The 24,888-nt window shown below is 58.8% G+C and carries 23 protein-coding genes; 10 read left to right on the top strand and 13 right to left on the bottom strand.

From position 1 onward, the window contains the following. Nucleotide 1 precedes the first annotated feature (1 nt). Nucleotides 2-1,195, top strand: coding sequence for an elongation factor Tu (gene tuf, locus WKF55_07495; GenBank protein ID MEJ7759424.1), 1,194 nt, complete (start codon nucleotides 2-4; stop codon nucleotides 1,193-1,195). Between the two features lie 190 nt (nucleotides 1,196-1,385). On the opposite strand, the gene WKF55_07490 is transcribed toward tuf, so the two are convergent. Both WKF55_07490 and WKF55_07485 read right to left on the bottom strand, forming a co-directional pair. Next, nucleotides 1,386-1,832 (bottom strand): TA system VapC family ribonuclease toxin, encoded by a 447-nt coding sequence (locus WKF55_07490; GenBank protein MEJ7759423.1) that lies wholly within the window; start codon nucleotides 1,830-1,832, stop codon nucleotides 1,386-1,388. Between the two features lies 1 nt (nucleotide 1,833). Further along, the gene (locus tag WKF55_07485) at nucleotides 1,834-2,070 is read right to left on the bottom strand and encodes a hypothetical protein (GenBank protein MEJ7759422.1); all 237 of its coding nucleotides are present in this window, start codon (nucleotides 2,068-2,070) and stop codon (nucleotides 1,834-1,836) included. A gap of 468 nt (nucleotides 2,071-2,538) precedes the next feature. Between WKF55_07485 and WKF55_07480 the strand changes: the two genes are divergently transcribed. Together WKF55_07480 and WKF55_07475 are read left to right on the top strand one after the other, a co-directional pair. Then, entirely contained in the window at nucleotides 2,539-3,165 is a 627-nt protein-coding gene (locus WKF55_07480) for a polysaccharide biosynthesis/export family protein (GenBank protein ID MEJ7759421.1), read from the top strand. Between the two features lie 86 nt (nucleotides 3,166-3,251). Continuing rightward, a complete protein-coding gene (locus tag WKF55_07475) occupies nucleotides 3,252-5,657 on the top strand; it encodes a polysaccharide biosynthesis tyrosine autokinase (protein MEJ7759420.1) in 2,406 nt (801 codons plus the stop codon). Nucleotides 5,658-6,009: 352 nt separating this feature from the next. Here the strand turns inward: WKF55_07475 and WKF55_07470 are convergent, their stop codons facing one another. From WKF55_07470 to WKF55_07445, 6 genes are all read right to left on the bottom strand, one after another. After that, a complete protein-coding gene (locus tag WKF55_07470) occupies nucleotides 6,010-7,227 on the bottom strand; it encodes a glycosyltransferase family 4 protein (GenBank protein ID MEJ7759419.1) in 1,218 nt (405 codons plus the stop codon). Further along, on the bottom strand, nucleotides 7,224-8,336 hold the full coding sequence (wecB, locus tag WKF55_07465) for a UDP-N-acetylglucosamine 2-epimerase (non-hydrolyzing) (protein ID MEJ7759418.1): 1,113 nt from the start codon (nucleotides 8,334-8,336) through the stop codon (nucleotides 7,224-7,226). The genes WKF55_07470 and wecB overlap by 4 nt, the downstream gene beginning before the upstream one ends. Beyond that, the gene (locus WKF55_07460; GenBank protein ID MEJ7759417.1) at nucleotides 8,329-9,342 is read right to left on the bottom strand and encodes a polysaccharide biosynthesis protein; all 1,014 of its coding nucleotides are present in this window, start codon (nucleotides 9,340-9,342) and stop codon (nucleotides 8,329-8,331) included. Before WKF55_07460 ends, wecB begins: the two co-directional genes overlap by 8 nt. Next, entirely contained in the window at nucleotides 9,336-10,205 is an 870-nt protein-coding gene (locus tag WKF55_07455) for an SDR family oxidoreductase (protein ID MEJ7759416.1), read from the bottom strand. Before WKF55_07455 ends, WKF55_07460 begins: the two co-directional genes overlap by 7 nt. A gap of 419 nt (nucleotides 10,206-10,624) precedes the next feature. Then, nucleotides 10,625-11,779, bottom strand: coding sequence for a glycosyltransferase family 1 protein (locus WKF55_07450; protein ID MEJ7759415.1), 1,155 nt, complete (start codon nucleotides 11,777-11,779; stop codon nucleotides 10,625-10,627). Next, a complete protein-coding gene (locus WKF55_07445; GenBank protein ID MEJ7759414.1) occupies nucleotides 11,779-12,573 on the bottom strand; it encodes a methyltransferase domain-containing protein in 795 nt (264 codons plus the stop codon). The genes WKF55_07450 and WKF55_07445 overlap by 1 nt, the downstream gene beginning before the upstream one ends. 66 nt (nucleotides 12,574-12,639) lie before the next feature. Between WKF55_07445 and WKF55_07440 the strand changes: the two genes are divergently transcribed. Beyond that, nucleotides 12,640-12,861, top strand: a complete 222-nt coding sequence (locus WKF55_07440; protein MEJ7759413.1) for a hypothetical protein — start codon at nucleotides 12,640-12,642, stop codon at nucleotides 12,859-12,861. Nucleotides 12,862-12,876: 15 nt separating this feature from the next. Here WKF55_07440 and WKF55_07435 read toward each other — a convergent pair whose 3' ends face one another. The 5 genes from WKF55_07435 to WKF55_07415 all read right to left on the bottom strand — a co-directional run bounded on the left by WKF55_07435 (nucleotide 12,877) and on the right by WKF55_07415 (nucleotide 17,651). After that, a complete protein-coding gene (locus tag WKF55_07435) occupies nucleotides 12,877-13,701 on the bottom strand; it encodes a hypothetical protein (protein ID MEJ7759412.1) in 825 nt (274 codons plus the stop codon). 253 nt (nucleotides 13,702-13,954) lie between these two features. Beyond that, entirely contained in the window at nucleotides 13,955-15,685 is a 1,731-nt protein-coding gene (locus WKF55_07430) for a carbamoyltransferase C-terminal domain-containing protein (protein ID MEJ7759411.1), read from the bottom strand. Between the two features lie 106 nt (nucleotides 15,686-15,791). Beyond that, nucleotides 15,792-16,355 (bottom strand): asparagine synthase-related protein, encoded by a 564-nt coding sequence (locus tag WKF55_07425; protein MEJ7759410.1) that lies wholly within the window; start codon nucleotides 16,353-16,355, stop codon nucleotides 15,792-15,794. 232 nt (nucleotides 16,356-16,587) lie between these two features. After that, nucleotides 16,588-17,061 carry an asparagine synthase C-terminal domain-containing protein gene (locus tag WKF55_07420; GenBank protein ID MEJ7759409.1) on the bottom strand — a complete coding sequence of 158 codons (474 nt, stop codon included), beginning with the start codon at nucleotides 17,059-17,061 and terminating at the stop codon, nucleotides 16,588-16,590. After that, complete coding sequence (locus tag WKF55_07415) at nucleotides 17,034-17,651, bottom strand: hypothetical protein (protein MEJ7759408.1); 618 nt, start codon at nucleotides 17,649-17,651, stop codon at nucleotides 17,034-17,036. The genes WKF55_07420 and WKF55_07415 overlap by 28 nt, the downstream gene beginning before the upstream one ends. A gap of 398 nt (nucleotides 17,652-18,049) precedes the next feature. Here WKF55_07415 and WKF55_07410 point away from each other — a divergent pair, with 398 nt between their 5' ends. The 6 genes from WKF55_07410 (at nucleotide 18,050) to WKF55_07385 (ending at nucleotide 24,861) form a co-directional block, all read left to right on the top strand. Further along, complete coding sequence (locus tag WKF55_07410) at nucleotides 18,050-19,093, top strand: NAD-dependent epimerase/dehydratase family protein (GenBank protein ID MEJ7759407.1); 1,044 nt, start codon at nucleotides 18,050-18,052, stop codon at nucleotides 19,091-19,093. Nucleotides 19,094-19,458: 365 nt separating this feature from the next. Beyond that, the gene (locus WKF55_07405) at nucleotides 19,459-20,358 is read left to right on the top strand and encodes a methyltransferase domain-containing protein (protein ID MEJ7759406.1); all 900 of its coding nucleotides are present in this window, start codon (nucleotides 19,459-19,461) and stop codon (nucleotides 20,356-20,358) included. A gap of 23 nt (nucleotides 20,359-20,381) precedes the next feature. After that, the gene (locus tag WKF55_07400; protein ID MEJ7759405.1) at nucleotides 20,382-21,158 is read left to right on the top strand and encodes a polysaccharide deacetylase family protein; all 777 of its coding nucleotides are present in this window, start codon (nucleotides 20,382-20,384) and stop codon (nucleotides 21,156-21,158) included. A gap of 9 nt (nucleotides 21,159-21,167) precedes the next feature. Continuing rightward, a complete protein-coding gene (locus WKF55_07395; GenBank protein MEJ7759404.1) occupies nucleotides 21,168-22,319 on the top strand; it encodes a hypothetical protein in 1,152 nt (383 codons plus the stop codon). Next, nucleotides 22,316-23,503, top strand: coding sequence for an acyltransferase (locus WKF55_07390; protein ID MEJ7759403.1), 1,188 nt, complete (start codon nucleotides 22,316-22,318; stop codon nucleotides 23,501-23,503). Before WKF55_07395 ends, WKF55_07390 begins: the two co-directional genes overlap by 4 nt. Further along, the gene (locus WKF55_07385) at nucleotides 23,500-24,861 is read left to right on the top strand and encodes a hypothetical protein (protein MEJ7759402.1); all 1,362 of its coding nucleotides are present in this window, start codon (nucleotides 23,500-23,502) and stop codon (nucleotides 24,859-24,861) included. Before WKF55_07390 ends, WKF55_07385 begins: the two co-directional genes overlap by 4 nt. Nucleotides 24,862-24,888 lie beyond the last annotated feature (27 nt).

Here is a 24,888-nt window from a genome sequence, read left to right as displayed (position 1 = left end):
AATGGGAAAAGCAAAGTTTGAGCGAAACAAGCCGCACGTAAACGTTGGCACTATCGGCCACGTCGATCACGGGAAGACGACACTTACCGCGGCGATCACGGCGATTCAGGCGAAGAAGGGCCTGGCTCAGTCGGTGGCCTTCGACCAGATCGATAAAGCCCCGGAAGAGAAGGCGCGCGGCATCACCATCGCTACCGCCCACGTCGAGTACGAGTCCGTAAAGCGACACTACGCTCACGTCGACTGCCCGGGCCACGCCGATTACGTGAAGAACATGATCACCGGTGCCGCGCAGATGGATGGTGCGATCCTGGTGGTGAGTGCTGCTGACGGCCCGATGCCGCAGACGCGAGAGCACATCCTGCTGGCCAAGCAGGTGAACGTGCCCTACATCGTGGTGTTCATGAACAAGGTCGACATGGTCGACGATCCGGAGCTGCTGGAGCTGGTGGAGCTGGAAGTGAGAGAGCTCCTCTCGTCCTATGGCTTCCCGGGCGACGATACGCCGATCATCCAGGGGAGTGCGACCAAGGCGCTGGAGTCAGGCGACCCCGAGAGCGAGTGGGGGAAGAAGATCACGGAGCTGATGGACGCTCTTGATTCCTATATCCCGCAGCCCGAGCGAGAGGTGGAGAAGCCCTTTATCATGCCGGTCGAGGACGTGTTCTCGATCACTGGTCGTGGTACGGTAGCGACGGGCAGAATTGAAAGAGGCATCGTCAAGGTGGGCGAGGAAGTCTCGCTGATCGGCTTCAACGCTGACAAGAAGACGGTGATCACGGGTGTCGAGATGTTCCGGAAGCTGCTGGACGAGGGACGTGCTGGCGACAACGTTGGTCTGTTGCTTCGTGGGGTTGGGAAGGACGATGTGGAACGCGGAATGGTGCTGGCCAAGACGGGCAGCATCACGCCTCACACGAACTTTCTGGCCGAGGTGTATGTGTTGACGAAGGAGGAGGGTGGAAGGCATACGCCGTTCTTCAAGGGTTACCGTCCGCAGTTCTATTTCAGGACGACGGACGTAACGGGGAGTGTAGAGCTTCCGGAAGGGATGGAGATGGTGATGCCGGGCGACAACGTACAGATGACGATCGAGCTGATAACGCCGATCGCGATGGACGAGGGTCTCCGGTTCGCAATCAGAGAGGGCGGCCGCACCGTCGGTGCCGGCGTAGTTACAAAGATCCTCAAGTAACAAACACCAAAGACCGCGCGGTGTCACCCGCGCGGTCTTTGGTCCTGCTTTTCAGGATTGTCGGTCGATACGTCGTTGATCGGCGTCAAGCGGCCGGACGACTGCGTGCCCCTGAGCTTCTGACCGGTGTCGCTGATGATCGTCCCGGCGAGGCCGACCGCGAACACGTTGCAATGATCGGAACCGTGGACTACGGGCGAACGTCGGCAAGCGGATTGGTGACCTCGAGGAACGCGAACTGGTGAAAGTCCGCGTCCGCGGTGCGGATCTCGGAGACGCCGTGCTCGCGCATGAGCACGGCGGTATGCAGGTGGTGGACGATGTTGCCGCGCAGGCGTGGAAGACGCTCTGCCAGCTCCTGGAGCACCGCCATGTGACGGTCAGTTGGTACCAGTAAGCCGGCCGGGGGGCAGGCGAGCAGCGTCGCTATCCAGGCTTGAGCGCGAGGCAGGTCGAGCGGTTGAGGAAACACTCTCGGGTGCGTGCTCACGCGCAGGAACTCGTAAATAATGCTCCATGTCAGAAACCACGAGCGATCTCCGCGCCGCCACTCCTCGACGAGTGCACGGGCGCTCGGATTCTCGGGCGCATCCGGATTGACCGCGTAAAGGAGCAGGTTCGTATCGACGACGAACATGCTAGCGGCCTTCCATTGCCTGATACAGGGCATCGCGATCGGCGACGTCGGCGCGGGCGACGCCCAGGCGATGCAAAGGCAGCGGCGGCAAAGCTGTCTTCGGCTCCTTCCGCAGGCCGCGGTGCAATGCTTCGGCCACGACGTGAGAGAGCGTCGTGCCGCGCTCCACGGCTCGGCGTTTGAGAGTGCGCACGAGACTATCGGGAAGAATCAGCGTAGTTTTCATAGGAATAAGCATACGCGTAGTACGCTTCTACGGCAATCCTGCAGCGCGGGGTTCGGCAGCCCACGCCCAACCGGAAATTATTCCGGCGACTTGCCGGTTCGTTATGTGGAGTTCCACAGCGGCGCCGAGAAAGAAGCGGGCGGACTCCTGTACGAGGGGCTGGATGATCTCGATGGGATCTGCGGAGCAGGTGTTAGGTGGTGGCATGATTTTTCGCTACATTGCTATCTGATGCCCGATCCTAGGCTTGGCAACGAATGTTTATCGGGAATGAGACTTGCCTCTGCCAGTCGGCAGCGTACGCGGTCATTCCAGACACACTCGCGGAAAGGTCAGCGAATCGACGACCGCACCGGCGACACTCGTCACGTCAAGCGGCAGTAAACGGCGGAAATTGTTTTCAAAAAGGGTTACATAAGGGCGCCATCGGTGTCTTAAGTGCACGCTCTGTTTACCACGTTTCCTATTTAGGCGGGTTGTATGCAAATTCGCAGGGTCGCATGTATCACACTCCTGCTCCTCGCGTCCCTCGGGACCGTCGACGCCCAGGTTCCGGCCAGCGGGTCGCAATCCGGCGCCATTGCGCTGGCACCAGGAGACATAGTTCGAATATCGGTATGGCGCGAACCAGACCTTAGCGGCGATTTTGTGGTGGATGAACTCGGAGTCGTTACGCTTCCGCTGCTTGGTAAGATCACGCTTCTCGATATCCCGATGTCGAAGCTTCGGGACATGCTGGTTGCGGGGTACTCTGTCGAGCTCCGAAATCCGTCGATTACCGTCACGCCGTTGAGGCGGGTGTATGTGCTGGGCGAGGTGACCAAGCCTGGCCCTTATGCCGTTGACCCCACCATGAGCCTTGCGGGTGTGGTTGCCATGGCGGGAGGAGCCACACCTGCCGGTGACTTGAATCGTCTGCGTGTGGTGCGCAACGGCACCGCCATCCTTGACCGGGCAGCCGCCGGCTCGTCGCTGAGCGTAATCGACATACGGTCGGACGACCAGATATTCGTTGACCGGCGAGGCTGGCTCGATCGTAACGGCGCGCTTGCTATCAGCGCTGGGCTCTCTGTTGCAACCGTCGCCCTCACGCTCCTCCTTCGCTGACGATGAATAGAAACTCCCGCGTAGATGTGGCCGTCACTTCGTCCGGGTCGCAACCCCGGCTTGCGGATAACCGTGGCCCCGGGCCGATGGATGACCAAGAGACCACTTTTGCTCAGGCAATCAGGGTGGAAAGCGACCCGCTTTCATTCGGGCAACTCTCCCTCGCCTTTCGAAGAAACCGCTGGCTCGTTGCCGGGGTTGCGGTGGCCACCGTGGCCGCTGCTGCGATTTACACGCAGATGGCTGATCCAGTTTACCAGAGCAGCGCGACCATCCGAATCGAGGACAAGGACGGCGGACGATCTCCGCTTAGCGAAGCCGTGGCCCTCCCGGGAATGAATGGCGGGGCTATTCTGACCGAGATCGAAGTGTTGCGCAGCCGGCAGCTTGCCGAGAACGTCGCGCAGGCACTGCATTTAAATCTCGAGGTGCCAGGCCCATCTGACGCGCGTCGCGCGATACGCGTGCTCAACATTCCGGCAGACATGGCCGAATCAGAGTTCGTGCTGACGAGAAAGGCGAACGGCATCTACGCGATACGTCAGACGAGCGGCGGGGCCCGCGCCGCTCTTCCCGCAATGGTGGAAAAAGGCAAGCCGTTTTCGATTGGAAGGGCGGCGCTCGTTCTGGAGCAGCCGGCCGGCGCCTCTCTCCCGCCGGAGCTCACCCTTCGAGTTCGCCCTTTGCGGCGTGCGGTTGACGCGATGCGAAAAAACCTGAATGTCTCAAGGGCAAGCAGAGAGGCACAGATTATCAACGTCCGGTATGAGAGCAACAGCCGTTTGGAGGCCGCGGCGGTGCCGAATCTTCTGCTCCACGAATTCATGCTTTACAAGGCCCAGACCACAAAGTCCGAGGCCACCACTACAGTCTCTTTTCTGAAAGAGCAGGTGGGGAGTTATGAGCGCCAATTGAAGGGGGCAGAGTCGGCCCTGGGTGGATATCGGGAAGAAGCCAAAGTTGTGAGCATTGCCGACGAGGCCCAGGCCCAGGTAAGGCGCATGGCGGAGCTGCAAGCCGAGCGCGAGCAGATAGAGTCGGAGAGCCGGTCACTCGCCAGCGTGCTCGCGAAGCAGCCGGCGCCCGGGGCGAGCGCCGCGCGGGACATAGCCGCTTTCCCCTCATTCATCACGAACCGGGGCATGCAGGACATTCTCCAATCCCTGATTGTGCTGGAGAACGAACGGTCTCAGCTCCTCGTTCGCCGCAATCCCGGGAACGCTGACGTGGTGGCTGTTTCGCAGCGAATCGGCGATCTCGATGGCCAGCTGACCCAGATGGCCCGGGCCTATCTCGTTGGCCTCGACAGCAAGCTCTCGTCGATCAATACCACCATTCGGTCCTTCGGCGCTCAGGTAGAAAAAATTCCTGCGCGGGAGATCGCGTTTGCCCGCCTTTCGCGCGAGCAGAAGCTGCTCGAAGATATCTCAACTCTCCTGCAGACCCGGCTGAAGGAAGCTGAGATCAAGTTAGCTGTGCAGCCGGGAGGAGTTCGCGTGATAGATCGCGCGCTGATTCCGGATCGCCCGACTTCACCGAAGCCGGTACGCAACATAGTGCTTGGAGCACTGCTCGGACTTTTTCTTGGCGGCGGGCTGGCGGTTGCCAGGGATGCGCTCGATACAAAGGTGAGAACAAGAGAAGACGTTCAGAGCGTCACCGGCGGGCTGCCCATATTGGCCGCCATCCCCGTCATGCCAGCCACAGGGCGTGCAATACTGAAGGGTACCAATGGTGGGACGGCTGCGGCAGCGATTGCACCCGCGGGCGCCGCTTCAGGCACAGCCTTGATTACGCAGCTTGACTCAGGAGACGTATTCGCCGAGGCATATCGCGGCCTCCGGACAAACATCCTCTTCGTCCCCGCTGATCACCCGAATCAGGTATTGCTCATCACGAGCGCTCTTCCCGGCGACGGAAAAAGCACGACCGCGTCCAATCTTGCCCTGACGCTCGCTCGCCGCGGGACACGCACCCTGCTGATCGACGCCGATCTGCGGCAGGGCGTCCTCCACAAGCTGTTTGGCGTATCGCGTGAGCCCGGTCTCACGCAGCTTCTCATCGGCAAATCGACTGTCGCGGCGGCGCTCCAGACAGTTCCTGTCGACGGTGAAGGGAACGTGCTTCATCTTCTGGCATCGGGTCGCTTTCCACCCAACCCGGCGGAGCTCCTTGGATCCGTCCAGATGCTGAATCTACTCGAGGAGTTGAGGCAGCAGTTCGACATGATTGTGATAGATACGCCGCCCCTGAACTTCGTGTCCGACGCGGCCGTGCTGGCAACACTTGCCGACTCGACGTTTCTGGTAGCGCGTGCCGGAGTTACAGACAAGAGGGCGCTACACCACGCGGCAGCTCAGTTGCATCACCTGCGCGTGCAGGTCGGCGGTACGGTTGTAAATGGCTTCGATCCCAGGCAGCCCGGGTATGGATACGAATACGGCTACGGTTACGCTCAGGGCCATCCGTATGCGTATGGCCATACGAAATGAGCCCGGTTCGCCACCGGTTGCCCGTCTAAAATGCGGGTCGCGGTGGCGGGTTCCCGGCCCGGCGCCTGGTTCCTGCTACCTCTTCAGCACCTCGATGATCTGCTCGGCTGCGGCGGCCACGGAAAACATTTGCCCGTAAAAGCGGAAGCTGGCCGCCTCGGCCGACGAAAAGGAGCCCTACCAGCACGCTCACAAGGAACGCGCTGAGTAGAGAGGCGGGCAGAACGGCCTCAGGAAACATGTAACAGCTCTATCGCCCCCTGCGTTCTGTGTCTCACGGCACCGATCCCGTTCCGTCCATGAATGCCGGAAGACTCAGACCTGACTAAGCACGTGCGCCCTCGATTCGGCGTCACTGGCCGTTGGAGTTCTGCAACCGATCGACGATTTGCGCAGCTGCTGCCCGCACCGAGAACATGCGTTGTGCCAGTTCCTTTCCTCTCGCTGCTGCGTGTTCGAACGACCCACGATCGTCCAGCAGCTTAACCGCTAACTCATGGAACAGCTCGATCGATGGATCACTGCAGGAAAGGCCGACCCCTTCGTCCCGAATCAGTTTCTCCAGGTCATTACCTGGATTCAGTCGTGCAAGGACCGGCAAACCCGCCTGCAGGTAATTGAGAAACTTGCCGGGCACGTTGTGTGTCTTGTGGCGGAGATCCAGAGTGACGATGCCAATGTGGCACTGCGCGAGCATTCCGGGGACTTCCCAAGGCTCGATTTCGCCATGGAAGAGGGTGTTGTCCAGCTTCATTTGCATTGCCAGCGCCCGAAGCTTATCGACCTCGGTGCCTCTCCCCACGAAGAAAAAACCGGCATCTTGCCGGCTCTGCATGCGCTCGGCGAGCCGTAGCACGGCGGGCATGTCCTGCGATACTCCCATGTTGCCGGCGTATACGAAGATGGTCCGGCCTGCCAAGGTGGTCTCTGACACCAAGACAGGGCTCTGAGCGTTCCTCGGTTCAGCGAGCCAGTTGTTGAGGACTTCAACCCTCCGCTGCCCGGAACCGTCGCTACCATCGAACAGTCCGAGATTGGCCGGAGACTGAACTCCGATCGTGTCGGCCAGCGAGTACTGATATCGGGCCACTCGTTTGAAGAGGTGGAAAGCGGGGCCTCTTCCGATCACGCCCGTGTCCACCGCCCACTCCGGAAACATATCCCGAAGAATGAGATAGCTCGGGCAATGGTAGGCCCGCTTCAGCCGGCTTACCAGCGGCCCGAGGAAAATGGAAGGAGAATACCAGACGACTGCGTCCCACTGGCGGCCGGACAGCGGGCTCTGAGAGAATCTTCTCAGCATGACATAGGGGAGCAGCAGCTCTGACAAGACGCGGCGCACATTTCCCACGTCCTTGGTGCGTGGTGCAGAAACGCGCAGGACCTCTACACCGTCGTCGTTCTCCAGACTCCAGTCGCGCTCGAGTTGGATTGCGGGCACGATTACCGTTGGGGAGTGACCCTGTGCCGCCAGCTCGTGAGCCAGATCCCGGATCTGTACGGCCGCCGACGAGCGGAGAGGCTTGTATGCATCGGCGACGAGTGCAATGCGCATCAGGCGTTCGGTCACTGATACCACACGGTTCGCCTGACGAAATCGATGTAGCTGAGAATGATCCGCACGACTTTGATTGAAACGTTGTCGGCCCCGTAATCCGTGATCTGGCGCGTACCGCTCCGGGGCTGTGACCGGAGAACCCGGACTGCATGGACCATTCGCTCCGCATCCACGCCCGTCATGATGAGCGTCCCCTCGTCCATGCCCTCCGGCCGCTCGTGGGCGTCACGTATCGTGATCGCGGGGAAGCCGAGGATCGACGCCTCTTCTGTGAGGGTTCCGCTATCGGACACTACGCAGAAGGCGTTCATCTGGAGCTTGACGTAGTCGAAGAATCCCAGCGGCTTCAGAAATGCGACGGACGGGCTTGAAGAAAGCCCGTACGTTGCCATCCGCGCGCGCGTTCGCGGGTGCACCGAAAAGAGCACGCGTTTTCCGAATTCCGTGGCAAGCGAGTCGAGGCTCCTGAGCAGCGTCGCCAGGCGAACAGGATCATCAACGTTGTCTTCACGATGAGCGGAGACGATGAAGAATCCGTCCGGTTCGAGGCCCAGAGCCGACATTGCGTCCGACGCCTCGATAACGCTGGAGAAATGTGAGAGAACCTCTCGCATTGGTGAGCCTGTCTTGATCACCGTGTCCGGGCGGATGCCTTCGGCGAGCAGGTAGCGGCGAGCGTGCTCGGTGTAGACGAGATTGATGTCACTCAGGTGATCGATGATCTTCCGGTTGATCTCTTCGGGCACACGGAGGTCGAAGCAGCGGTTGCCGGCCTCCATGTGGAATATCGGGATCTTGCGCCGCTTCACGGCGATCGCCCCGAGGCAGGAGTTGGTGTCGCCCAGGACGAGCACGGCATCTGGGCGGCGAACTTCGAGTATTGCATCCAGCCGTTCGATGACGCGCGCGATCGTCTGGGCCGCGTTCGCCCCTGCTGCGTTGAGAAAATGATCGGGCCGGCGAATCCCGAGATCCTGGAAAAACACCTCATTCAGCTCGAAGTCGTGGTTCTGGCCGGTATGCACGAGGACGTGATCGACCTGGTGATCCAGTTCCGCGATCACACGTGAAAGCTTGATCAGCTCGGGCCTGGTGCCGACAACGGTCATCACTTCAGGCACTTAGCTGATTCTGGATGAAGTCGAGATTGCGCAGCAAGTCGACGACATGCGGAACGGTCAATCGCTCGGTGTTGTGGGACGTGTAATCGTCCAGTTCGGAAATACTCGTCTCGCCCTGGAATACGAACGTGTCATAGTTCAGGTCGCGGTTGTCGGCAGGAATGCGGAAATAGCGGCCGCGATCCTCCGCCCGGGCCATCTCCTCACGCGAGACGAGAGTCTCGTAACGTTTCTCGCCATGGCGTGTGCCTATCGTCTCCAGTGGGTTGTCTTTCTGGAAGACCTCCTGGACCGCGTTGGCAACATCCAGAATGGTCGCGGCGGGGGCTTTCTGGACGAAGATGTCTCCCGGACGGCTGAACTCGAACGCGTGATACACGAGGGCGACAGCGTCGTCCAGTGACATCATGAACCGGGTCATAGTTCCGTCGGTGATAGTAAGCCGCTTGTTTTCCCTGGCCTGCTGGACGAAAAGGGGGATGACTGAACCACGCGAAGCCATGACGTTCCCATAGCGTGTGCAGCAAATGACCGTGTCGCCCGCCCCCTGCGTGCGCGCTTTGGCAACCATCAGTTTTTCCATCAATGCCTTGGACAAGCCCATGGCGTTGATAGGGTAGACGGCTTTGTCCGTGCTCAGCATGACGACGGTCTTCACGCGATTCGCAATGGCGGCGTCCATCACGTTCTCGGCTCCCAGCGCGTTGGTGCGCAGCGCCTCCATCGGGTAGAATTCACAGGCCGGGACCTGCTTCAGTGCGGCGGCGTGGAAGACGTGATCCACCCCTTTGAGAGCCTGGTTGATGCTGTTGTAATCGCGTACGTCCCCGATGTGGAACTTCAACGTGTTCGCCTTGAAGATGGCGCGCATGTCTTCCTGCTTCTTCTCGTCCCGGCTAAAGATCCGGATTTCGCGCACGGCCATTGCCAGCAAGCGCCTCACGACGGCGTTGCCAAAGGATCCGGTTCCCCCGGTTATCAAGACGACGGCTCCATCCATCAGCATGAATATCGCTCCCGGATCTGTGCGGCGAGATCGTCCAGCATCACTCCCCAGTCGGGGGGCGTGTAGCCGAACTCAGACCGGAAACGCGTGGAGTCAAGACTTCGGTCACATATGAATTCATCGTCCGGTACGATATCGGCTGGCCTTCCCAACCGGTCGCGCAGCATGCACAGCAGTGAGTACTTGTCGATGGGCTCGCTGCTGACGTGATAAAGCCCGCTCTTCGTCGGATGCCTCACGAGCGCGTGCTCGATGATGCGAGCCATCTCCAAAGTGGTGAAGCCTGAATAGATCGCCTTTCTAAACCCTTTGACCGGACCCTGCTGGGCGAGAAACCATTCGATCAGGCTCACCTTCCGGGACAGCTCCAGACCGATTATCGAAGTGCGGAGAGTCAGGGCGCCCGGCGAGACGACCTCGCTGAGGAGCTTGGAGCGTCCGTAGAGGTCGCATGCATCCGTAAGATCAGACTCGGAATACATACCACTCCGCCCGGAGAACACGCAATCGGTACTCATCTGGACCAGGCGGGAACTGATTTCGGCACAGGTCGCAGCCAGGCGGTGTGGCAGCAGGGCATTCACCTCCACGCATAGGACGGCGTCATGCGCATCGTCACGCTGCTTGATGATGCCGACTGCGTTGATCACTGCATCAGGCCGCACGCGATGAAGGAGATCGTCAACTGTCGAGTAGTCCCTGACGTCGATCCCGTAGTGAACCGTTTCAGGCAGAAACTTACGAATCCCGGAGTATGCAGCCTCACCGAGCCACACGGTCCCCTGGACCTCGTGCCTACTGCGTAGCGACTCGACGAGTTGATGCCCGAGCATGCCGTTGGCGCCTAGCACAAGGAGCCTCATAATGGCTCGATCGATGCGACGGTCACACCCGCCGGCCTTCCGCGTCTCCTGTCTTGTGCATCAAGGCCGGAGACGCCCTGATGTCCGCGATATGCCATCAGCTCAATGTTCATCGGTCCCTTTAGTCGGCGTTATCGCAAATAGCCACAGCCAAAAATCCTAAAAACAAGCAATTCCAATTCCACCCGAGAATGACGAGTCACTTCTCGACCCCGCAACCCCCAATTCTTAGGATTCCGGTGCAGCAGGCGTCATCTGCGACATCAGATATTGTTCGGGCGGTTGGTCCCGAAGCCACTTTTAAACAACAGTTCGCGTGACAATGTCATAGGCGCCCGGCATTTTGCAAGCCCTGTGCGTCTCCCAATTTCGAAAGGAACCTTTGAGCGGGGTTTCAGGCGACGAAGCTGTTTATATTGTCAGCGTTTCGACCGGAGATGGTCCACGTCCACAACCTCAGCAAGAAACGCCAGGGTCTCTCGCGCGCATCGAGCCCATGAAAAATCCGCCGACCGCTCGAATGCAGCCTCAGCCTTCTCTCTCCTGAGATCGGGAGACTCGATCAACCTTCGAATCGCATCGGCTATCTCGTCCGGCCTCTCAGGATCGAAATAGATTCCGGCTTCGCCAAGAATCTCCGGCATCGGACCCCTTCGTGAGCATGCGATGGGCAACCCGGCGGCCATGGCCTCGAGAAGTATGTTAGGCATGTTCTCGCAGCTCGACGCGAAGATGTTCAGATCCGCCGCCGCGTAAAATCGATGGAGTTCCCGGTGTGGAACCGCGCCGACGTAACGAACGAACTGGCGAGTCGGATCCACCCGCCTCAGGGTCGCATTCAACTTCGCCAGAGCTGGCCCATGGGCCGGACCGACCAGGTCGACTGCAACCGGGAGACCGGATGTGCGCAGGCGAGCGACAGCGTCCGCCACGTGCCACTGGTGTTTGTGGACGTCCACTATGGAGACGTAGAGCAGCCTGAACGGCTTGTCGGTGGTGTATTCCCCGATCGGCTGTTGTGCCCGCGGCCGGCAGGAAAAACGACTCTCGATCCCGTGCGGGATGATGGTCACCTTCGTTTTGTCGCCCGCGAAGCCAATCACGGCGTCGCGGGCATACCGCGAGAGGAAGATCAGGCCCTCTGCCCTGCGAAAGGAGCTTCGCTGAGCGAAATGCAGCAGCAGGTTTTTTAAGGTTCTCCATGCAAATCTGTTGCGTCGCATTTCGCGCCACTCGAACGGCAGCATGTTTCTGCTCATGGTGACCATGGGCCGAAAGCTGCTGGCCGTGGACCCACCAGGAACCCACAGCACATCGCACCCCGCCAGGGCCGCCAGTCGGGGCACCCTGAATCGCTGCCAAAAGAGGCGATACGGTAGCGCACGGTCCAGCAGAGGGTCGTGCGACTTCCGCAGCCACCGGCGCTCCTCTATCGCCTCGAGGGTCGCGGCTCCCGCCCACACGACGATCCTCTCAAAGCCGTGGGCCGCAGGAACCGCCGCCCGCAGAAGTTCGACTAGATGAGTCAGACTCCCGCCCGCCCGAAGGTTGGAGGCATCGATGCCTAGGAGCATTAAACTTTCCGGCCGCGCCCTACGAGGTGCCCGGCCTTCAGGACTGCGGTCTCCCGCAATCCAGACTGCCGGAGAAGTCTCTCGACAGTGGCCGCTGTCTGGGGACTATCGTATTTGGGAGCGAACATATCGAAGGTGTCGAGCAGTGCGAATTCTCTCAGCTGTTGTTGGGACAATGGATAAACGCCCTGATAGTTGGCCACTGGCACCAGATGCTTGATCGATGGCCCGACGAAGGGAATTCGCCCCAGCGTCATGCTGATGGAGAGCAATGGGGGAACCAGCCGCTCCAATAGCTGGAACAGGAATTTTTGCGACAGTCGTTTGGTCAGGGGACGGAGCCAGTATTTCGGCCACAACCAGGTCTTCCACGATCGCTCATAAAAATCGACGCACAGCTGGCCCCCCTTTGCGGCGACCATTGGCGGCAAGGCCTCGAACGCCGCGGCGACGTCCGGGGTGTGTTGCAGAACGCCCAGCGAGTACACAAACGGAAAGAAATCCCGGGTGAACGGTAAAGCATAGATATCCCCTTGCACCACATGCACACTGGGATGCTGCTTCAGGTTGGCGAAGCAGGCATCGACAGCACTTGAATAATCCAGTGCGATAACCTTTGCCCCTGCCTTCAAAGCCACTTCCGCAAAGCGTCCGGCACCACATCCGGCGTCGAGTACCCATTGTCCCGCAATATCCTCGGTTCGCCACGCGGTCGCCTTCCAGAAACGATTCGCGGAAATCGAATGGCCCGTGTAGCTGTCGAGCTGGGTTTGCCGAAACTTATTCCACTGCATGCCGAAGTTATCGGCATAATTTGACTTAGGGACGAATCGAGGTATGAAATCCCGGATCGGATAACGATGTCCCCCATTTTCCGAAACCAGACAACCGGAACGGATTTGCCGATCGAGATATTCCGGTTGTTCGAGAGCAAGCCGGTCACCAGTGGCCGGGCAGCGGAGAATCTCGAGCAATTCAGCGTGCATTCGGCGTTACATCGAGAAGGTATTCTGGCTGTTGAACGGGCACCACGTATTCCTCCCAAGGGCCAACCGTACACCCTGCCTGAAGCGCTGCGGTAGTGGCAGTAAAATTCTCTAAGATTGCGTTTCACTTCGGCGGATTCTGTAGCTCCGGCCGTCCCCTTTTGCACCCACGACATAGAAATACAGCCCGTCCTCTACCGTGTTTGTATACGGAAAGTGGATGGTTCCGAACATAAACAACGCCCGATGCCACCGATCCTTGCGAAATTTAGCGATTTCCTCGCATTTTCCCTGGGCATCGACGTTCCAAATCGCTGCAACATTCTCCTTTTGACTGGGTGCGTTCTCGGCGGTCGTGGTAAAGAACATCTCGCCGCTGAATTGCTTCGAGAAATAGACTGGGCCGCTCACCTGCCCTAAGCTCCGTTGTTCCCTGGATTGGCGGTCGAACTGTAAAATGTGGTTATCGCGAAATTCGGCGTCCATTCCGTACAACAGCGATTCCGCGGAAAAAAGAAGGCTGACTGCACGCCAGGTTTCGTCGCCTTCGCCGACCGTTTCCAGTGTGCGAAACTCGTCGAAGGTCTGAGTGATCCGGCATTCCTTGTCGTCGTCCCCAGTCAGGCAAAACAGCGAGTTGGTAAAACGGTCGAAGTAGATCCCGTGAATGTGCTTTATCGAATTCGACGGGAATGTGAAGATGCTTTCGAGCCTGCTTGAACCGGGCGAATATTTGTATACACGCATCCCACCGCGTTCGTTGTTGGCAAGATACTCGCCGAAAAAGACGTTTCCGGCGTTGTCCACTGCACAGGCGCCCCGCAAGACACGGCACGGGCGAAATAGACCTTTGACTTCACAGTATTTGCCGCTTCGGACGACACCGACCGATTTATCGAACGTAACGAAGATCTCGCCATTTGCGAGAGGAATCACATTCGTCACCATGAACCGCAGTAAACGCTGGGCAAGGCGGGAATTCGACGCTAGCCGTTTCCAGAAGGGAGCGTCGATGCCCGCGACGAGTTCGAAGGGCGGCTCAAGCGTCGTCGAGTGGAAAAGGCAGTTGCGTCGCGAAAGGAGAAAATTGCCCGGCTCCGCGCATTCGACAGCGTAACCGCGAAGCTGTCGCAATTGTTCGACTTTCCATTTCATCGATAGTTTTTGCCTGTGAACCCTAAACGCGGACTTACACCTTCTTACAGAAAAACGAACCGATAACGAGCGTGTCCATCTTTGTGCGAAGAAAACATTCGATCGCCTCCGAAGGCTCGCACACGATCGGCTCGTTCTCGTTAAAACTCGTATTCAGGATCACAGGAATACCCGTTTTCGAATCGAAGGCCCTTATCAGATCGTAATAAAGCGGGTTTTCCTCGCGTGCCACGGTCTGAAGCCGACCGGTGTCATCGACGTGATTGACGGCGGAAAGTCGCTCACGCCATTCGGGACGTATCTTGTAGACGTGCAGCATAAACGGCGAAGGATGGTCCTGTTCGAACAGGTCGCTCTGGCGTTCGACCAGCACGGAGGGCGCGAACGGCCTGAACGATTCACGGTGCTTGATGCGGGCGTTCAGGATGTCCTTCATGTTCGGATATCCGGGATGAGCGAGAATCGAACGGTTGCCCAACGCTCTCGGGCCCCATTCCATGCGCCCCTGAAACCAGCCGACGACATTCCCGTGCTTTATCTCGTCGGCGGTAGTGTCGAGCAGGTTCTCCCGGTCAAGCTCGCGGTATTCGATCTTATATCTGTCCAGCTCCGATTTAACAAAACTATCGGAATAATCGGGACCGAGATACGCGTTTCTCATCACCCAACGCTTCTTTTCTTTGAGAACGCAGTTGCTTACATAGAGTGCGGCACCGAGTGCAAGGCCGTCGTCACCGGCTGCGGGCTGAATACAGGTTTCGCGAAACGGGGTCTCAAGAAGGGCTTTCCCGTTCGCAACGCTGTTTAAGACACATCCGCCGGCCATTGAGACACGTTCGGTCGGAACAATCGAGTGCAGCGAATTGAGCATATACGAATAGTATTTCTCAAATATTCTCTGAATTCCGAATGCCAGGTCCATATCACGCTGAGTGATCTCCGTGTAAGGCTCACGCGGTTCGCCAAACTCCTTTATGAACAGATCGGAGTAAAGCCGGTGGACAACCATCTCGCCGGACTCCGTGATCTCTCTGCCCTGATCTGAACCGAACGGCAGAAAATACGCGGGATTCAGTTCGAAACCGTCTGCGGTTGTGTTGAGCATTTTCTCGAAGAACGTTTCGTAAACGTCGCTGCCGAGCGGTGCAAGGCCCATGACCTTGCCTTCGTCGCCGTATTTCGGATAACCGATAAACTGGCAAACAGCCGTGTAGAGCGTGCCGAGGGAATGCGGGACAAAAACCTGCTTCAGGGGACGGATCTCACTGCCGGTGCAGCGGCTGAGCAGGCACGAGACGAAATCGCCCGAACCGTCAATCGTTATTGCGGCCGAGTCTTCCCATTCGGAGGCAAAATAAGCACTCGCAGTATGAGCAAGATGGTGTTCGATGTTGAACGTTCGAAAGTTGAGCATTGCGGGATCTACTTCGCATTCGTTCGCGACCAGCGACTTCATATCGTCAAATGTCTTCTTCTTCATCCGCATCCTGGCGAAGTTCAGAAGCTTTGAAGGGTTTCGGAGAGCAAATCCGACCTTTTGATGGCGATTTGCCGAGGTGTCAGCGCCCACGGCGATCGCATCGAGATCCGAGAAATCCAGATTTGCAACTTCCAGGCACTTTCGAATAGCCAGTTTCGGAAATCCTGCGAAATATTTGACGCGGTTCAGCCGTTCTTCGGCAAGTGCGACGACGGGTTCGCCGTCAACGATAACCGCCGCCGAAGACCCGGCGTGAAACGTGTTAATCCCTAGAATTACGCTCATTGGACACGAAAAAGAGCCGCGATCAAAATTCTACCGGAAGCCCGTATTTTGGATAATCAGATGATTTCGCGCGAGGCATCCACAACTGATGCGCCGAGCCGGGCGGCTAATTATAACACTTGCTCCCGGTCAACTCGCGCCAAGTGGAGCCCGCACCGGATAGTCTCACAGTGACGCGGTATTCCCAACTCCACAATTCGAACATTACAAGCGCGAAAAGTCTTTCGCCGTTCATCCGACCCCTTGCCTGACCCTCAAGCAATTCGCTCGCCACTTTACGATTGAACAGGTTATGGCTGGAGCCCAGCAGAACCTCCCTGAAGAACGCGAGCCAGGCACCCGAGCTAAGCCACCAAGCAAGGGGAATCTCGAATCCACGCTTTCGGTGACGGTCGAACTCCGGCGGCAAAAGCCGGGTGGCGAGCGTTTTCAAGAGGACTTTACGACTGTTGGCAGTGGTTTTGAGCCGCGATGGAACTTTGCCAAAGGCAAACTCGATCAGGCGATAGTCCAACAAAGGCGACCGTACCTCGAGCGAGTTGAGCATGCTTGCACGATCTACTTTCACCAGGATATCGCTGGGCAGAAAGTTTTTCGAAGTCCATTCGGGTTGCCCTTTGAAGCAGGTCCCGCGAATCAGGAATCCGCCGTTTCCAGACGCCTTCGGCAACGGTTTTCCAGTCTCCGCCTTCGTTAATCAGACGCCGTCGCGTGCCGGGGTCGAAGTACGAGGCAATCAGCGGGAGTCCTGTCCGCAGATCGACGCTCAATCCCTGCAACCAGTTACGTGCCCTGTACCCAACCGGCAACAACGTTTCGGCCGTCCTGCTCACCGGCCTCAGCAAGGATCCCGGTATCCAACCCAGCTTCTGCTGCATCCAGAGAAGACGGTTGTAATGCGGCTATCCGCCAAACAGCTCGTCGCCACCGTCTCCGCCGAGCGCCACTGTGCAATGCTCGCGAACAAGCCGACTGACCAGATAAGTGGGAATCATCGATGAATCCACAATGGGCTCATCGAACTGCCGTGCCAGAATCGAAAGGAGATCCAATGTGGAATCTCCGGCCGTCAACTCCAAGTGCTCCGTGCCGAAGTGCCGCGCGATCAGCCGCGCATGTTCCGTCTCGTCGTATGCGCCATGACCCAGAAAACGTATTGTGAACGTTTTCACCTTGGGGATGGCCCGCACCGCCATTGCGGTCACCAGACTGGAGTCCACGCCACCGCTGAGCAGGACCCCAACCGGGATATCGGCTACCGACTGGCGAGACACCGCGTCCTCAAGCAAGGATTCCAGCTCATGGAGAAGTGCGCCCTCGTCAGCCTCGCCTGACTCCCCCGATGCGTTCAGCCGAGGAACGTTCCAGTGCGCCATGCCTGTGACTCTCCGGTCCTGATATTGAACACGAACGCGTGGGCGGGCGGAAGCTTCTTCACGCCCTTCAGTATGCAAAGGTCGCCGGGAACGAATCCCATGGTCAGATAACAATCAAGCGCCTCAGGCTCGATGTGCCGTACAAACGCAGGATCTGCCATCAGCGCCTTGAGTTCGGAGGCAAATCGCAGAACGCCATCAGTCAGCGAGTAGAAGAGCGGCTTTTCCCCCGCTCTATCGCGCGCCATGAAAAGCTGAGCGCGGCGGCCGTCGTAGAGAGCGAAGGCAAACATCCCGTTAAGCCTGGACAGGCAATCGTGGCCCCATTCGCGATATGAGGCCAGAATAACTTCAGTATCGGACTCGGATCGAAAAGCGTAGCCTTTCGATCTTAGTTCGGCCCGGAGCTCGACGAAATTATAGATCTCGCCATTGAAGACGATGCGGAGATCGCCCCCTGCGTCGTCCATCGGCTGATGTCCTCCCGGAGAGAGATCGATTATCGCCAACCCGTCGATGGCCAAGGCCGACCCGCTGGTCCTCTGACCACCATTCTCCGAAATCGTCAGGTCCGCGACGGCAGACAGCATCGCAACCTGCAGCGAGCCAGGTTGAGCTGGAAATGCGGGTTTGCGACGCGATGCCTAGGATGCCACACATGGATGCCTCGTTCTTTGCCGCCCGATGGGGCTTCTGTGGGAATACCAGCTTTCGCGAGCAGGCATCTGTGGCGTTCCTACGTTCTCGGTCGCGAGCAGGTTGGTGTCCAGCGTACCCCTGACTATATATTCCACCCCGCCACCCCGCCACCCCGCCACCCCGCCACCCCGCCACCCCGCCACCCCGCTACCCCGCTACCCCGCTACCACGCGGAACGCAAGTGTCATTTTCGAGCCACCCTGCGGACCTGCTCGGTATGCGTTCGGCGTGACTGGCAGCAGGCGTGTCGGTCGAGGTTTTCACGAAAGCTTCCAGACGAGGCTCGCGCATGCAGTCCTATCAAAGTTTGAGGAGGCAACTTGCTTTGGAGCCGCGGACGTGGCTTGTCACCGGGGTTGCGGGCTTCATTGGCTGCAGCCTGCTCGAGGAGTTGCTGAGGCTGGATCAGCGGGTTGTCGGACTCGACAACTTCGCGACCGGACAGAGAAAAAATCTGGAGCAGGTCGAAGCCACCGTGCAACCGCAGCAGTGGGCGAACTTTCGCTTCGTGGGCGGCGACATACGAGATCTGGATGTCTGCCGGGAAACAGTTCGTGAAGCGGATTACGTTCTCCATCAGGCCGCTCTTGGTTCGGTCCCGCGTTCTATCGAGGATCCCATCCGTACCAATCAGGCGAACATTGACGGGTTTCTCAACATGCTGGTGGCGTCCCGCGACGCGGGTGTGAAGCGCTTCGTGTTCGCCTCTTCAAGCTCGACCTATGGTGATCACCCCGACCTGCCAAAGACAGAGGGCAGGATCGGCAAGCCCCTCTCTCCGTACGCCGTCACGAAGTACGCGAACGAGCTATACGCCGCCGTATTCGCGAAGACATACGGCGTGGAAGCGGTCGGACTGCGATACTTCAATATCTTTGGACCTCACCAGGACCCGAACGGACCGTACGCCGCAGTAATTCCCAAGTGGACGTCAGCCATGCTCCACGGGGAGCCGGTCCATATCAACGGGGATGGCGACACCAGCCGTGACTTCTGCTACATCGCAAACGCCGTGCAGGCCAACATCCTCGCCGCGGTGAGGAATGGAGCAGCGGTCAACGGCGTATATAACGTCGCAGTTGGTGAATCTACGACCCTGAACGAGCTCTATCGCATGATCAGGACTGAGCTCGAATTGCGAGTACCGGGTCTGCGGATCGCCGAGCCTGAGTATCGTGATTTTCGTGGTGGGGACGTGCGCCATTCGCTGGCGTGTATCGACCGGGCCAGGGCAGATCTGGGATATGAGCCGACCCACCGGGCCGGTGAGGGGATGAAAGAGGCCATGGAGTGGTATGTCCGCAATCTTGCGGTCACGAGTGCGTCTTCGTAACGCCAGAACGCATCCGTCGAGTCGGGGCGGCTGACATGACACTCGCGGCAGGTCGACTCGCGCCAGGTGGAGGTCCGCACGGCGTACGCAGGTGCGCCAGTGACAGGAATCCTTGCTTCCCCGTGGTGCAACTATGATAATTGAGCAGCCACCAAAATCTGGGGCTGCTCCAATTCAACGCCAGGGCTTTTGATGCACACTTGCCTGCCGACCTTCTTGGCCGTCGGACGCTACGCCACTTACCGGAGGGTCAGCCGGGCTGTAGTGATCGCGCCTGCGGGCAAGAGTCTGCTCAGCTATTCGGCGACATGCCTGGGTGACAGTTCGCAGGGCGTGCGGTTACTCATCCCCTCAGGGCTACAAAGATGCAGCTTCGACGTGACTGGAGTCGTCCCTCGCTCCGGTCTGACGACCGGTTCCCACTGCACTCGCAAGTCGAGATTCGGTCTTCGTGCGGAAGTCGCCTCGTAGAAATGGAGGAGAAGTCGTGGCAGGAAGTGTATCTGGAGAGATTCTACTCCAGCAAGCCTGGCTGGCTCGACGGCATTACCGAGTTTCACCGGCTGTGTACCGCCTCGATCCCGGCCGGAAGCGCCATCCTGGAAATCGGAAGCGGCCCATCCAACCCGACTTCCCGCTTCTTGAGCACCTTGGGACGAGTGACGGGCGTCGACGTCGATCGGGAGGTGCTCACCAATGATGCTCTCGATACGGCGCTCGTCTTGAGCAACGACACGTATCCCGTCCCCGACGCTGCTTTTGACGCATGCGTGTCCGACTATGTCATCGAACATATGAAGGATCCGCTCCGCCACCTTAACGAAGTGCGTCGGATACTTAAGCCGCACGGTGTCTACGTGTTCCGCACGCCGAACCGGTTCCACTATGTGGCACTTGCGGCCCGGCTCACTCCGCATTGGTTTCACGAGCTCATAGCGAACCGGCTGCGCAACCTTCCTCGCGGAAGCCACGACCCCTACCCTACCCACTACCGGATGAATTCCCGCGGTGCAATCCTGCAGGCGGTTGCCGCGGCAGGCCTTGAAGTCGACACTCTTCGCCTGTTGGAAAAGGAGCCGTGGTACGGGCGTTCCTCCCGCGTGCTGTTTCTCACTTTCATGTTGTACGAGCGGGTGGTTAACCGCTCCGAATTGCTGGCCGGATTCCGCGCCAACCTCCTCGGTGTGCTCCGAAGGGGACCGAGCCCGCAAAACTTATGTACGACGCCGACCCAACACCGGAACGGGCTCCTGTGCGCACTCTGAAACACTTCCGGAAGGGCTCGACCATGCGAGACAGCCTCCGCCGCCTCGCCCGCGACACTGTCATCAATGCGCTTTCTCTGGTGCCGCGTGCCCAGGTCACTAGCTGGATACGATTCCCATACTATCACTATGTTTTTGACGATGAGCGGGTCGGTTTCGCGACGCAGCTCCGCTGGTTCCGCAATCGGGGCGAGTTCATTTCACTCGACGATGCCGTGGCTTGCCTTAAGTCCGGGCAACGAATAGATGGAAGATACTTCTGCATTACCTTCGACGACGGGTTTAAAAATTGCCTGACGAACGCGGTTCCGGCCCTCTCGAACATGGGAGCTACAGCAGCCTTCTTTCTGCCGACCAGGTTCATCGACAGCCCGGTCAATGATCCGGGTTTGATTCGCCGAGTCAGTAACGGTGGTGACAGTGTGCCGGATTTCCTGAACTGGAATGAATGCCGCGCGATGGCGGCTGCCGGCATGACGATCGGCTCACACACCGTCAACCACGTCATCCTCTCGGCGATGGCAGAGGGGGCGGTCGAGCGGGAGCTGCGCGACTCGAAGACCACCATCGAGCGCGAAGTCAGGAAGCCGTGCGATCACTTTTCCTGTCCACGCGGCAGGCCTGGTTTCGATTTCATGCCGGACCGCGAGCCCGGAATTGCGGAGCGCGTGGGGTACCGGTCTTTTCTGACCACACAACGAGGCAGTATCCATCGAATGAGTCGGCCCTTCCTGCTCGAACGGGACCATCTGCTGGCCGAGTGGGGAACTGCTCAACTCCGTTACTTTTTCTCCCGGTAGCGAGGGCAAGTGAAAGTTCAAACGGCCCCCGAAGAAGCCGCTGGGCGTCCAGTCACTGTCCGAGAAGCCGCGCTTGCGGATGCTGTGGAGATCACGCGGCTTCTTCGCAGGCTCGGGCTCGAGTTTCCCTCCGACCCTGACGCCCCCCGCCGAATCTGGGAACGACTGTGGATAAATAACCCCGCTTGGTCTCCGGGCTCGCCGATTGGATGGGTGATGGAATCCGAACATACGCCGGTCGGTTTTTTCGGTACAATCCCCATGCGATACCGCATGAAGGATCGAACGCTCGTCGCGGCGGTCGCGAGCTCCTGGGCGGTGGAGAAGCCCTTTCGCTCACACACCGATGAGTTAGCGCAGCGGTATTTCGATCAACCGCGGGCTGATATGCTTCTGGTTACAACAGCCATAAAGCCGACTGCGCGAATTTTCGCTCGTTACGGTGGGGTTCCCATGCCCCAGCCAACCTATGCCGAGGTCCTTTTCTGGGTACTCGACGCTGCGGGATTTCTGCGTGCCGCGCTCAGGCGCAAGCAGACTCACAGCAAACTGGCAGTAGCCGCCTCAATATTGGCAGCACCAGCCATGGCTGCCGTGATAGGCCTTAAGCGGCACCGCGCAGGCCGCCGGATCGGAGTGGTTGAGCCCGAGATGATCGCGCTCGCGGACGTTGGCGACGATTTTGACGAGTTGTGGCAGCGCAAGGGCGGCGAGGGTCGACTCTATGCCTCTCGCGAGGCGGCTGACCTGCGGTGGCATTTCGGACCCCATGCGGAGGCGGGGACGTTGACAATCCTGCGCTGCCGCCGCGGAGGCCAGCTCGAGGGCTATCTCGTCATGATCCGCGAGGAGGTAAAGAGCATTGGTTTGATTCGAGCGAAGATCCTCGATTTATTCGTCGCCGGAGACGAATCTGTGGTAGTCGAAGGCCTTCTTTCAGCCGCAATTGCTGTTGCGAGAAATGGCAATTGTCACGTTTTGGAAGCGGTGGGGTTCCCCGCAACTGTTCGGACGCAGCTCTGCCGGCACAACCCGTTCACGCGCCGGTTCTCCAGTTTTCCAGTTCACTACATAGCGCATTCCCCCCAATTGCGGGCGGCGCTGCAAGTCGAGGAGGCGTGGTACACGTCGCTCTACGACGGAGACAGCAGTCTGTTTTGACGACACCTTTCACACGCCAGCGAGCATACTCCCTGGACGTAGTGCGCGGCCTCGCTGCCTCATCTGTTCTGGTCCTGCACTGGAGTCTCTGGACGAGTCAGGCGGTCGGCCGTGACGCGCAGAGTACAGCAATCAGCGCCCTGGCGCGGGTGCTGTCACTTGGCTGGAAAGGCGCTGGAATTCACCCGGGCGTGGTCATTTTCATCGTCCTGAGCGGGTTCTGCATCCATCTCCCGGTGGCGGCTGGTCTGGAGCGGACGGAGCGCAGTGGATTCTGGAGCAATTTTGCGCTCAGGCGTTTTGTGAGAATCTACCCTGTCTACGTGGTGGGCTTGGCGCTGGGACTCATGTCCGCGCTTATAGTCGCAGAGCCTTCGATCACACGCGACGGTCTCCTGATTTCGTGGTCTGGTACAGGAGCGCTGGCCCAGCTTGCTGCAATCGCCGGTTCTAGTTGGCCCAAGGACGTCTGGGCCGGAAACGGGCCATTGTCGACCGTGGCCGTGGAGATGCTTCTCTACTGCGCGTATCCCGGTCTGCTCGTTCTCGCTCGACGAATCGGAGCAACGGTGGTCAGCGCTCTTGCCCTACTTCTCTATATAGTTTGGGCATCCCTTGCATTTCACGGCATATCGGCTGAGCTCTTGCACGGTACGTTTCTCGAATTCCTCCTCTATTGGGTTCTTGGCGCCGTAGCGGTGGAGTTCGCCATTTACGAGATGCGAGCACCGGTCAGGAGAACTGGCAGGTGGAGAGTGGCGGCCATTGTCAGTGCATCTGCCTATCTCGCCTACAATCTCCTCATAGAGGTAAGGGGTGCTCATTTCGGTGGTACGCTTCTCCTCGCAATCTGCGCCTCCATCACCCTCGGGCTATTGGTGCTCGAGGAAACACGCCTTGAAACCGATTCGCGTTGGCGCCGGCTCCTGGAAGTCTGCGGGCGGATCGGCGAGCGGAGCTACAGCCTGTACGTGGTTCATACCCCGGTCCTCGTCCTCTTTATCTGGTGGTGGAGCGCGGCGTCTGCACCAGTGGTACGGTGGGGCTCGCTGGGGCTCGTCCTCTTAATGGCGGAACTGTGCTTCCGCGCCGTGGAACGGCCCTGCCACCGGCTCGCGCGGAGGCTGCGGCACGACAGTGTCGCCAACGTCACGAGCGTCCCGGCGGTGTCTCAACCGCGATGAGCGAGTACCTCCTCTCCTCGCTGAGCCTGCTGTTTCTTAGCGGCGCGCTGCTCGGCCTGACCTTTGGGGGGTGGCGGATCGCCAGACGTCGATTCGACGTGCCGATCATCGTGAACCTGATCTTCTTCTTCGTCATCGTCAAGGTAGCATTGTTCTACGCTCTGCCGACACTTCTCAGGATCGCGAGCGACTACCGCTTCGAACGCGAAGATCGAGTCGCCATTACGGAGCTCCCGCTTGTCTATTTGATCGAGGTCATCTCGTGGGCAGCCTGGATGATTGCACTGATCGCGGTATTCAAGATCGTCGGCAAAGGAAGCCGGAAAATAGCGGAGGGCGATTTTTTCTATGCTCGGCTTGCGGAATCGAGAATACTGCTCTGGGTGCTGACATTGGGTGTTCTAGCGGCAATCATACTTCCCTTGGCTGGGCGCGAGCTCAATCCCTTCTTCGCGATTTTCAGCGGGTTATTCGTCTATGCGGGCCTGGCAGCCGGGCCGTTTCTCATGATCCTGGGTCTTAGGTATTACGGAAAAGCCTTGTTCCTCCTGGGCGTCATCTCCTCGATTTTCGGGCTATTGTCGCTTGCCACGCGTGCAGCCGTTGTATCCTTCGCGATGTTCAGCATCTTTCTGTCCTGGTTTGTCCTGCGCCAGAGAACGGCGAAGTTCGTTTTCGCTGGCGCGCTCGTTCTCCTGACTGCGGTCTATTTCACGTTTGGCGGGCTGATCACCGGCGCGTTTGTAGTCGATGAAGAGGGAGGCGTGGCCGTTACAACCGGTATTGCCTCTGAAAAGAAGGGCGCGCGTTCCAGTATGGAGGAGGTCGAATGGCGGTTCGGTGCAGCAACCCGGCATGGCACCGCTTTCATACGGATGTATGATCGCGGCAATCCAGCGGGGTTCAATCCGATCGCAAATTCGCTCTTGGGATTCCTCCCTCGGTCGCTCAATCCGGAGAAGCCTCATCCGAGCACTCTTGACGGCTATGATATCTACTCGCAGGGCAGTTACCTGATCTACAGGGAGATCAACGGACACGATTCCGACTCCATGGTCGACTTCCCGACAGGTGGGCATTTCTATTGGGAGTTTGGCGTCGCGGGTGTACTTATCCTCAGCGCGATCTCCGGGACTTACGTCGCTCTTTGCGCGCATTTTTTCTCCAAGCTTGGCCTTGTCGCTCTGCCGCTAATGGTCGCGGTCTTCAAGCCCTGGGCTTACATGGAACCGAAGATCTGGGTATCCGACATCGCTCTGCAGATCTATCAGATCATTCTCCCTCTAATCTTCGTGGTTTCGATGATCCGACTGGTACGCACGATTTTGAGGCAGACCGATCAGCTGAGCCGAGCGTAGAGCGGCCACGGGTAAAGAAGTATCAAG

The sequence above is a fragment of the Gemmatimonadaceae bacterium genome (assembly GCA_037721215.1).
Taxonomy (GTDB): Bacteria; Gemmatimonadota; Gemmatimonadetes; order Gemmatimonadales; family Gemmatimonadaceae; genus UBA4720.
The sequence above is the reverse complement of the archived record's forward strand: the minus strand, read 5'-3'. Positions and strand labels throughout refer to the sequence as shown.

Bases quoted from the DNA above. Each gene is read 5' to 3' on its own strand.
- WKF55_07475 (MEJ7759420.1), top strand. From the start codon at position 3,252: ATGGATGACCAAGAGACCACTTTTGCTCAGGCAATCAGGGTGGAAAGC.
- WKF55_07440 (MEJ7759413.1), top strand. From the start codon at position 12,640: ATGTCCCCCATTTTCCGAAACCAGACAACCGGAACGGATTTGCCGATC.
- WKF55_07410 (MEJ7759407.1), top strand. From the start codon at position 18,050: ATGCAGTCCTATCAAAGTTTGAGGAGGCAACTTGCTTTGGAGCCGCGG.
- WKF55_07405 (MEJ7759406.1), top strand. From the start codon at position 19,459: ATGCAGCTTCGACGTGACTGGAGTCGTCCCTCGCTCCGGTCTGACGAC.
- WKF55_07480 (MEJ7759421.1), top strand. From the start codon at position 2,539: ATGCAAATTCGCAGGGTCGCATGTATCACACTCCTGCTCCTCGCGTCC.
- WKF55_07420 (MEJ7759409.1), bottom strand. From the start codon at position 17,061: ATGGCGCACTGGAACGTTCCTCGGCTGAACGCATCGGGGGAGTCAGGC.
- WKF55_07460 (MEJ7759417.1), bottom strand. From the start codon at position 9,342: ATGCTGATGGATGGAGCCGTCGTCTTGATAACCGGGGGAACCGGATCC.
- WKF55_07415 (MEJ7759408.1), bottom strand. From the start codon at position 17,651: ATGCTGTCTGCCGTCGCGGACCTGACGATTTCGGAGAATGGTGGTCAG.
- WKF55_07430 (MEJ7759411.1), bottom strand. From the start codon at position 15,685: ATGAGCGTAATTCTAGGGATTAACACGTTTCACGCCGGGTCTTCGGCG.
- WKF55_07455 (MEJ7759416.1), bottom strand. From the start codon at position 10,205: ATGAGGCTCCTTGTGCTAGGCGCCAACGGCATGCTCGGGCATCAACTC.
- tuf (MEJ7759424.1), top strand. From the start codon at position 2: ATGGGAAAAGCAAAGTTTGAGCGAAACAAGCCGCACGTAAACGTTGGC.
- WKF55_07400 (MEJ7759405.1), top strand. From the start codon at position 20,382: ATGCGAGACAGCCTCCGCCGCCTCGCCCGCGACACTGTCATCAATGCG.
- WKF55_07485 (MEJ7759422.1), bottom strand. From the start codon at position 2,070: ATGCTTATTCCTATGAAAACTACGCTGATTCTTCCCGATAGTCTCGTG.
- WKF55_07445 (MEJ7759414.1), bottom strand. From the start codon at position 12,573: ATGCAGTGGAATAAGTTTCGGCAAACCCAGCTCGACAGCTACACGGGC.
- WKF55_07450 (MEJ7759415.1), bottom strand. From the start codon at position 11,779: ATGCTCCTAGGCATCGATGCCTCCAACCTTCGGGCGGGCGGGAGTCTG.
- WKF55_07490 (MEJ7759423.1), bottom strand. From the start codon at position 1,832: ATGTTCGTCGTCGATACGAACCTGCTCCTTTACGCGGTCAATCCGGAT.
- WKF55_07385 (MEJ7759402.1), top strand. From the start codon at position 23,500: ATGAGCGAGTACCTCCTCTCCTCGCTGAGCCTGCTGTTTCTTAGCGGC.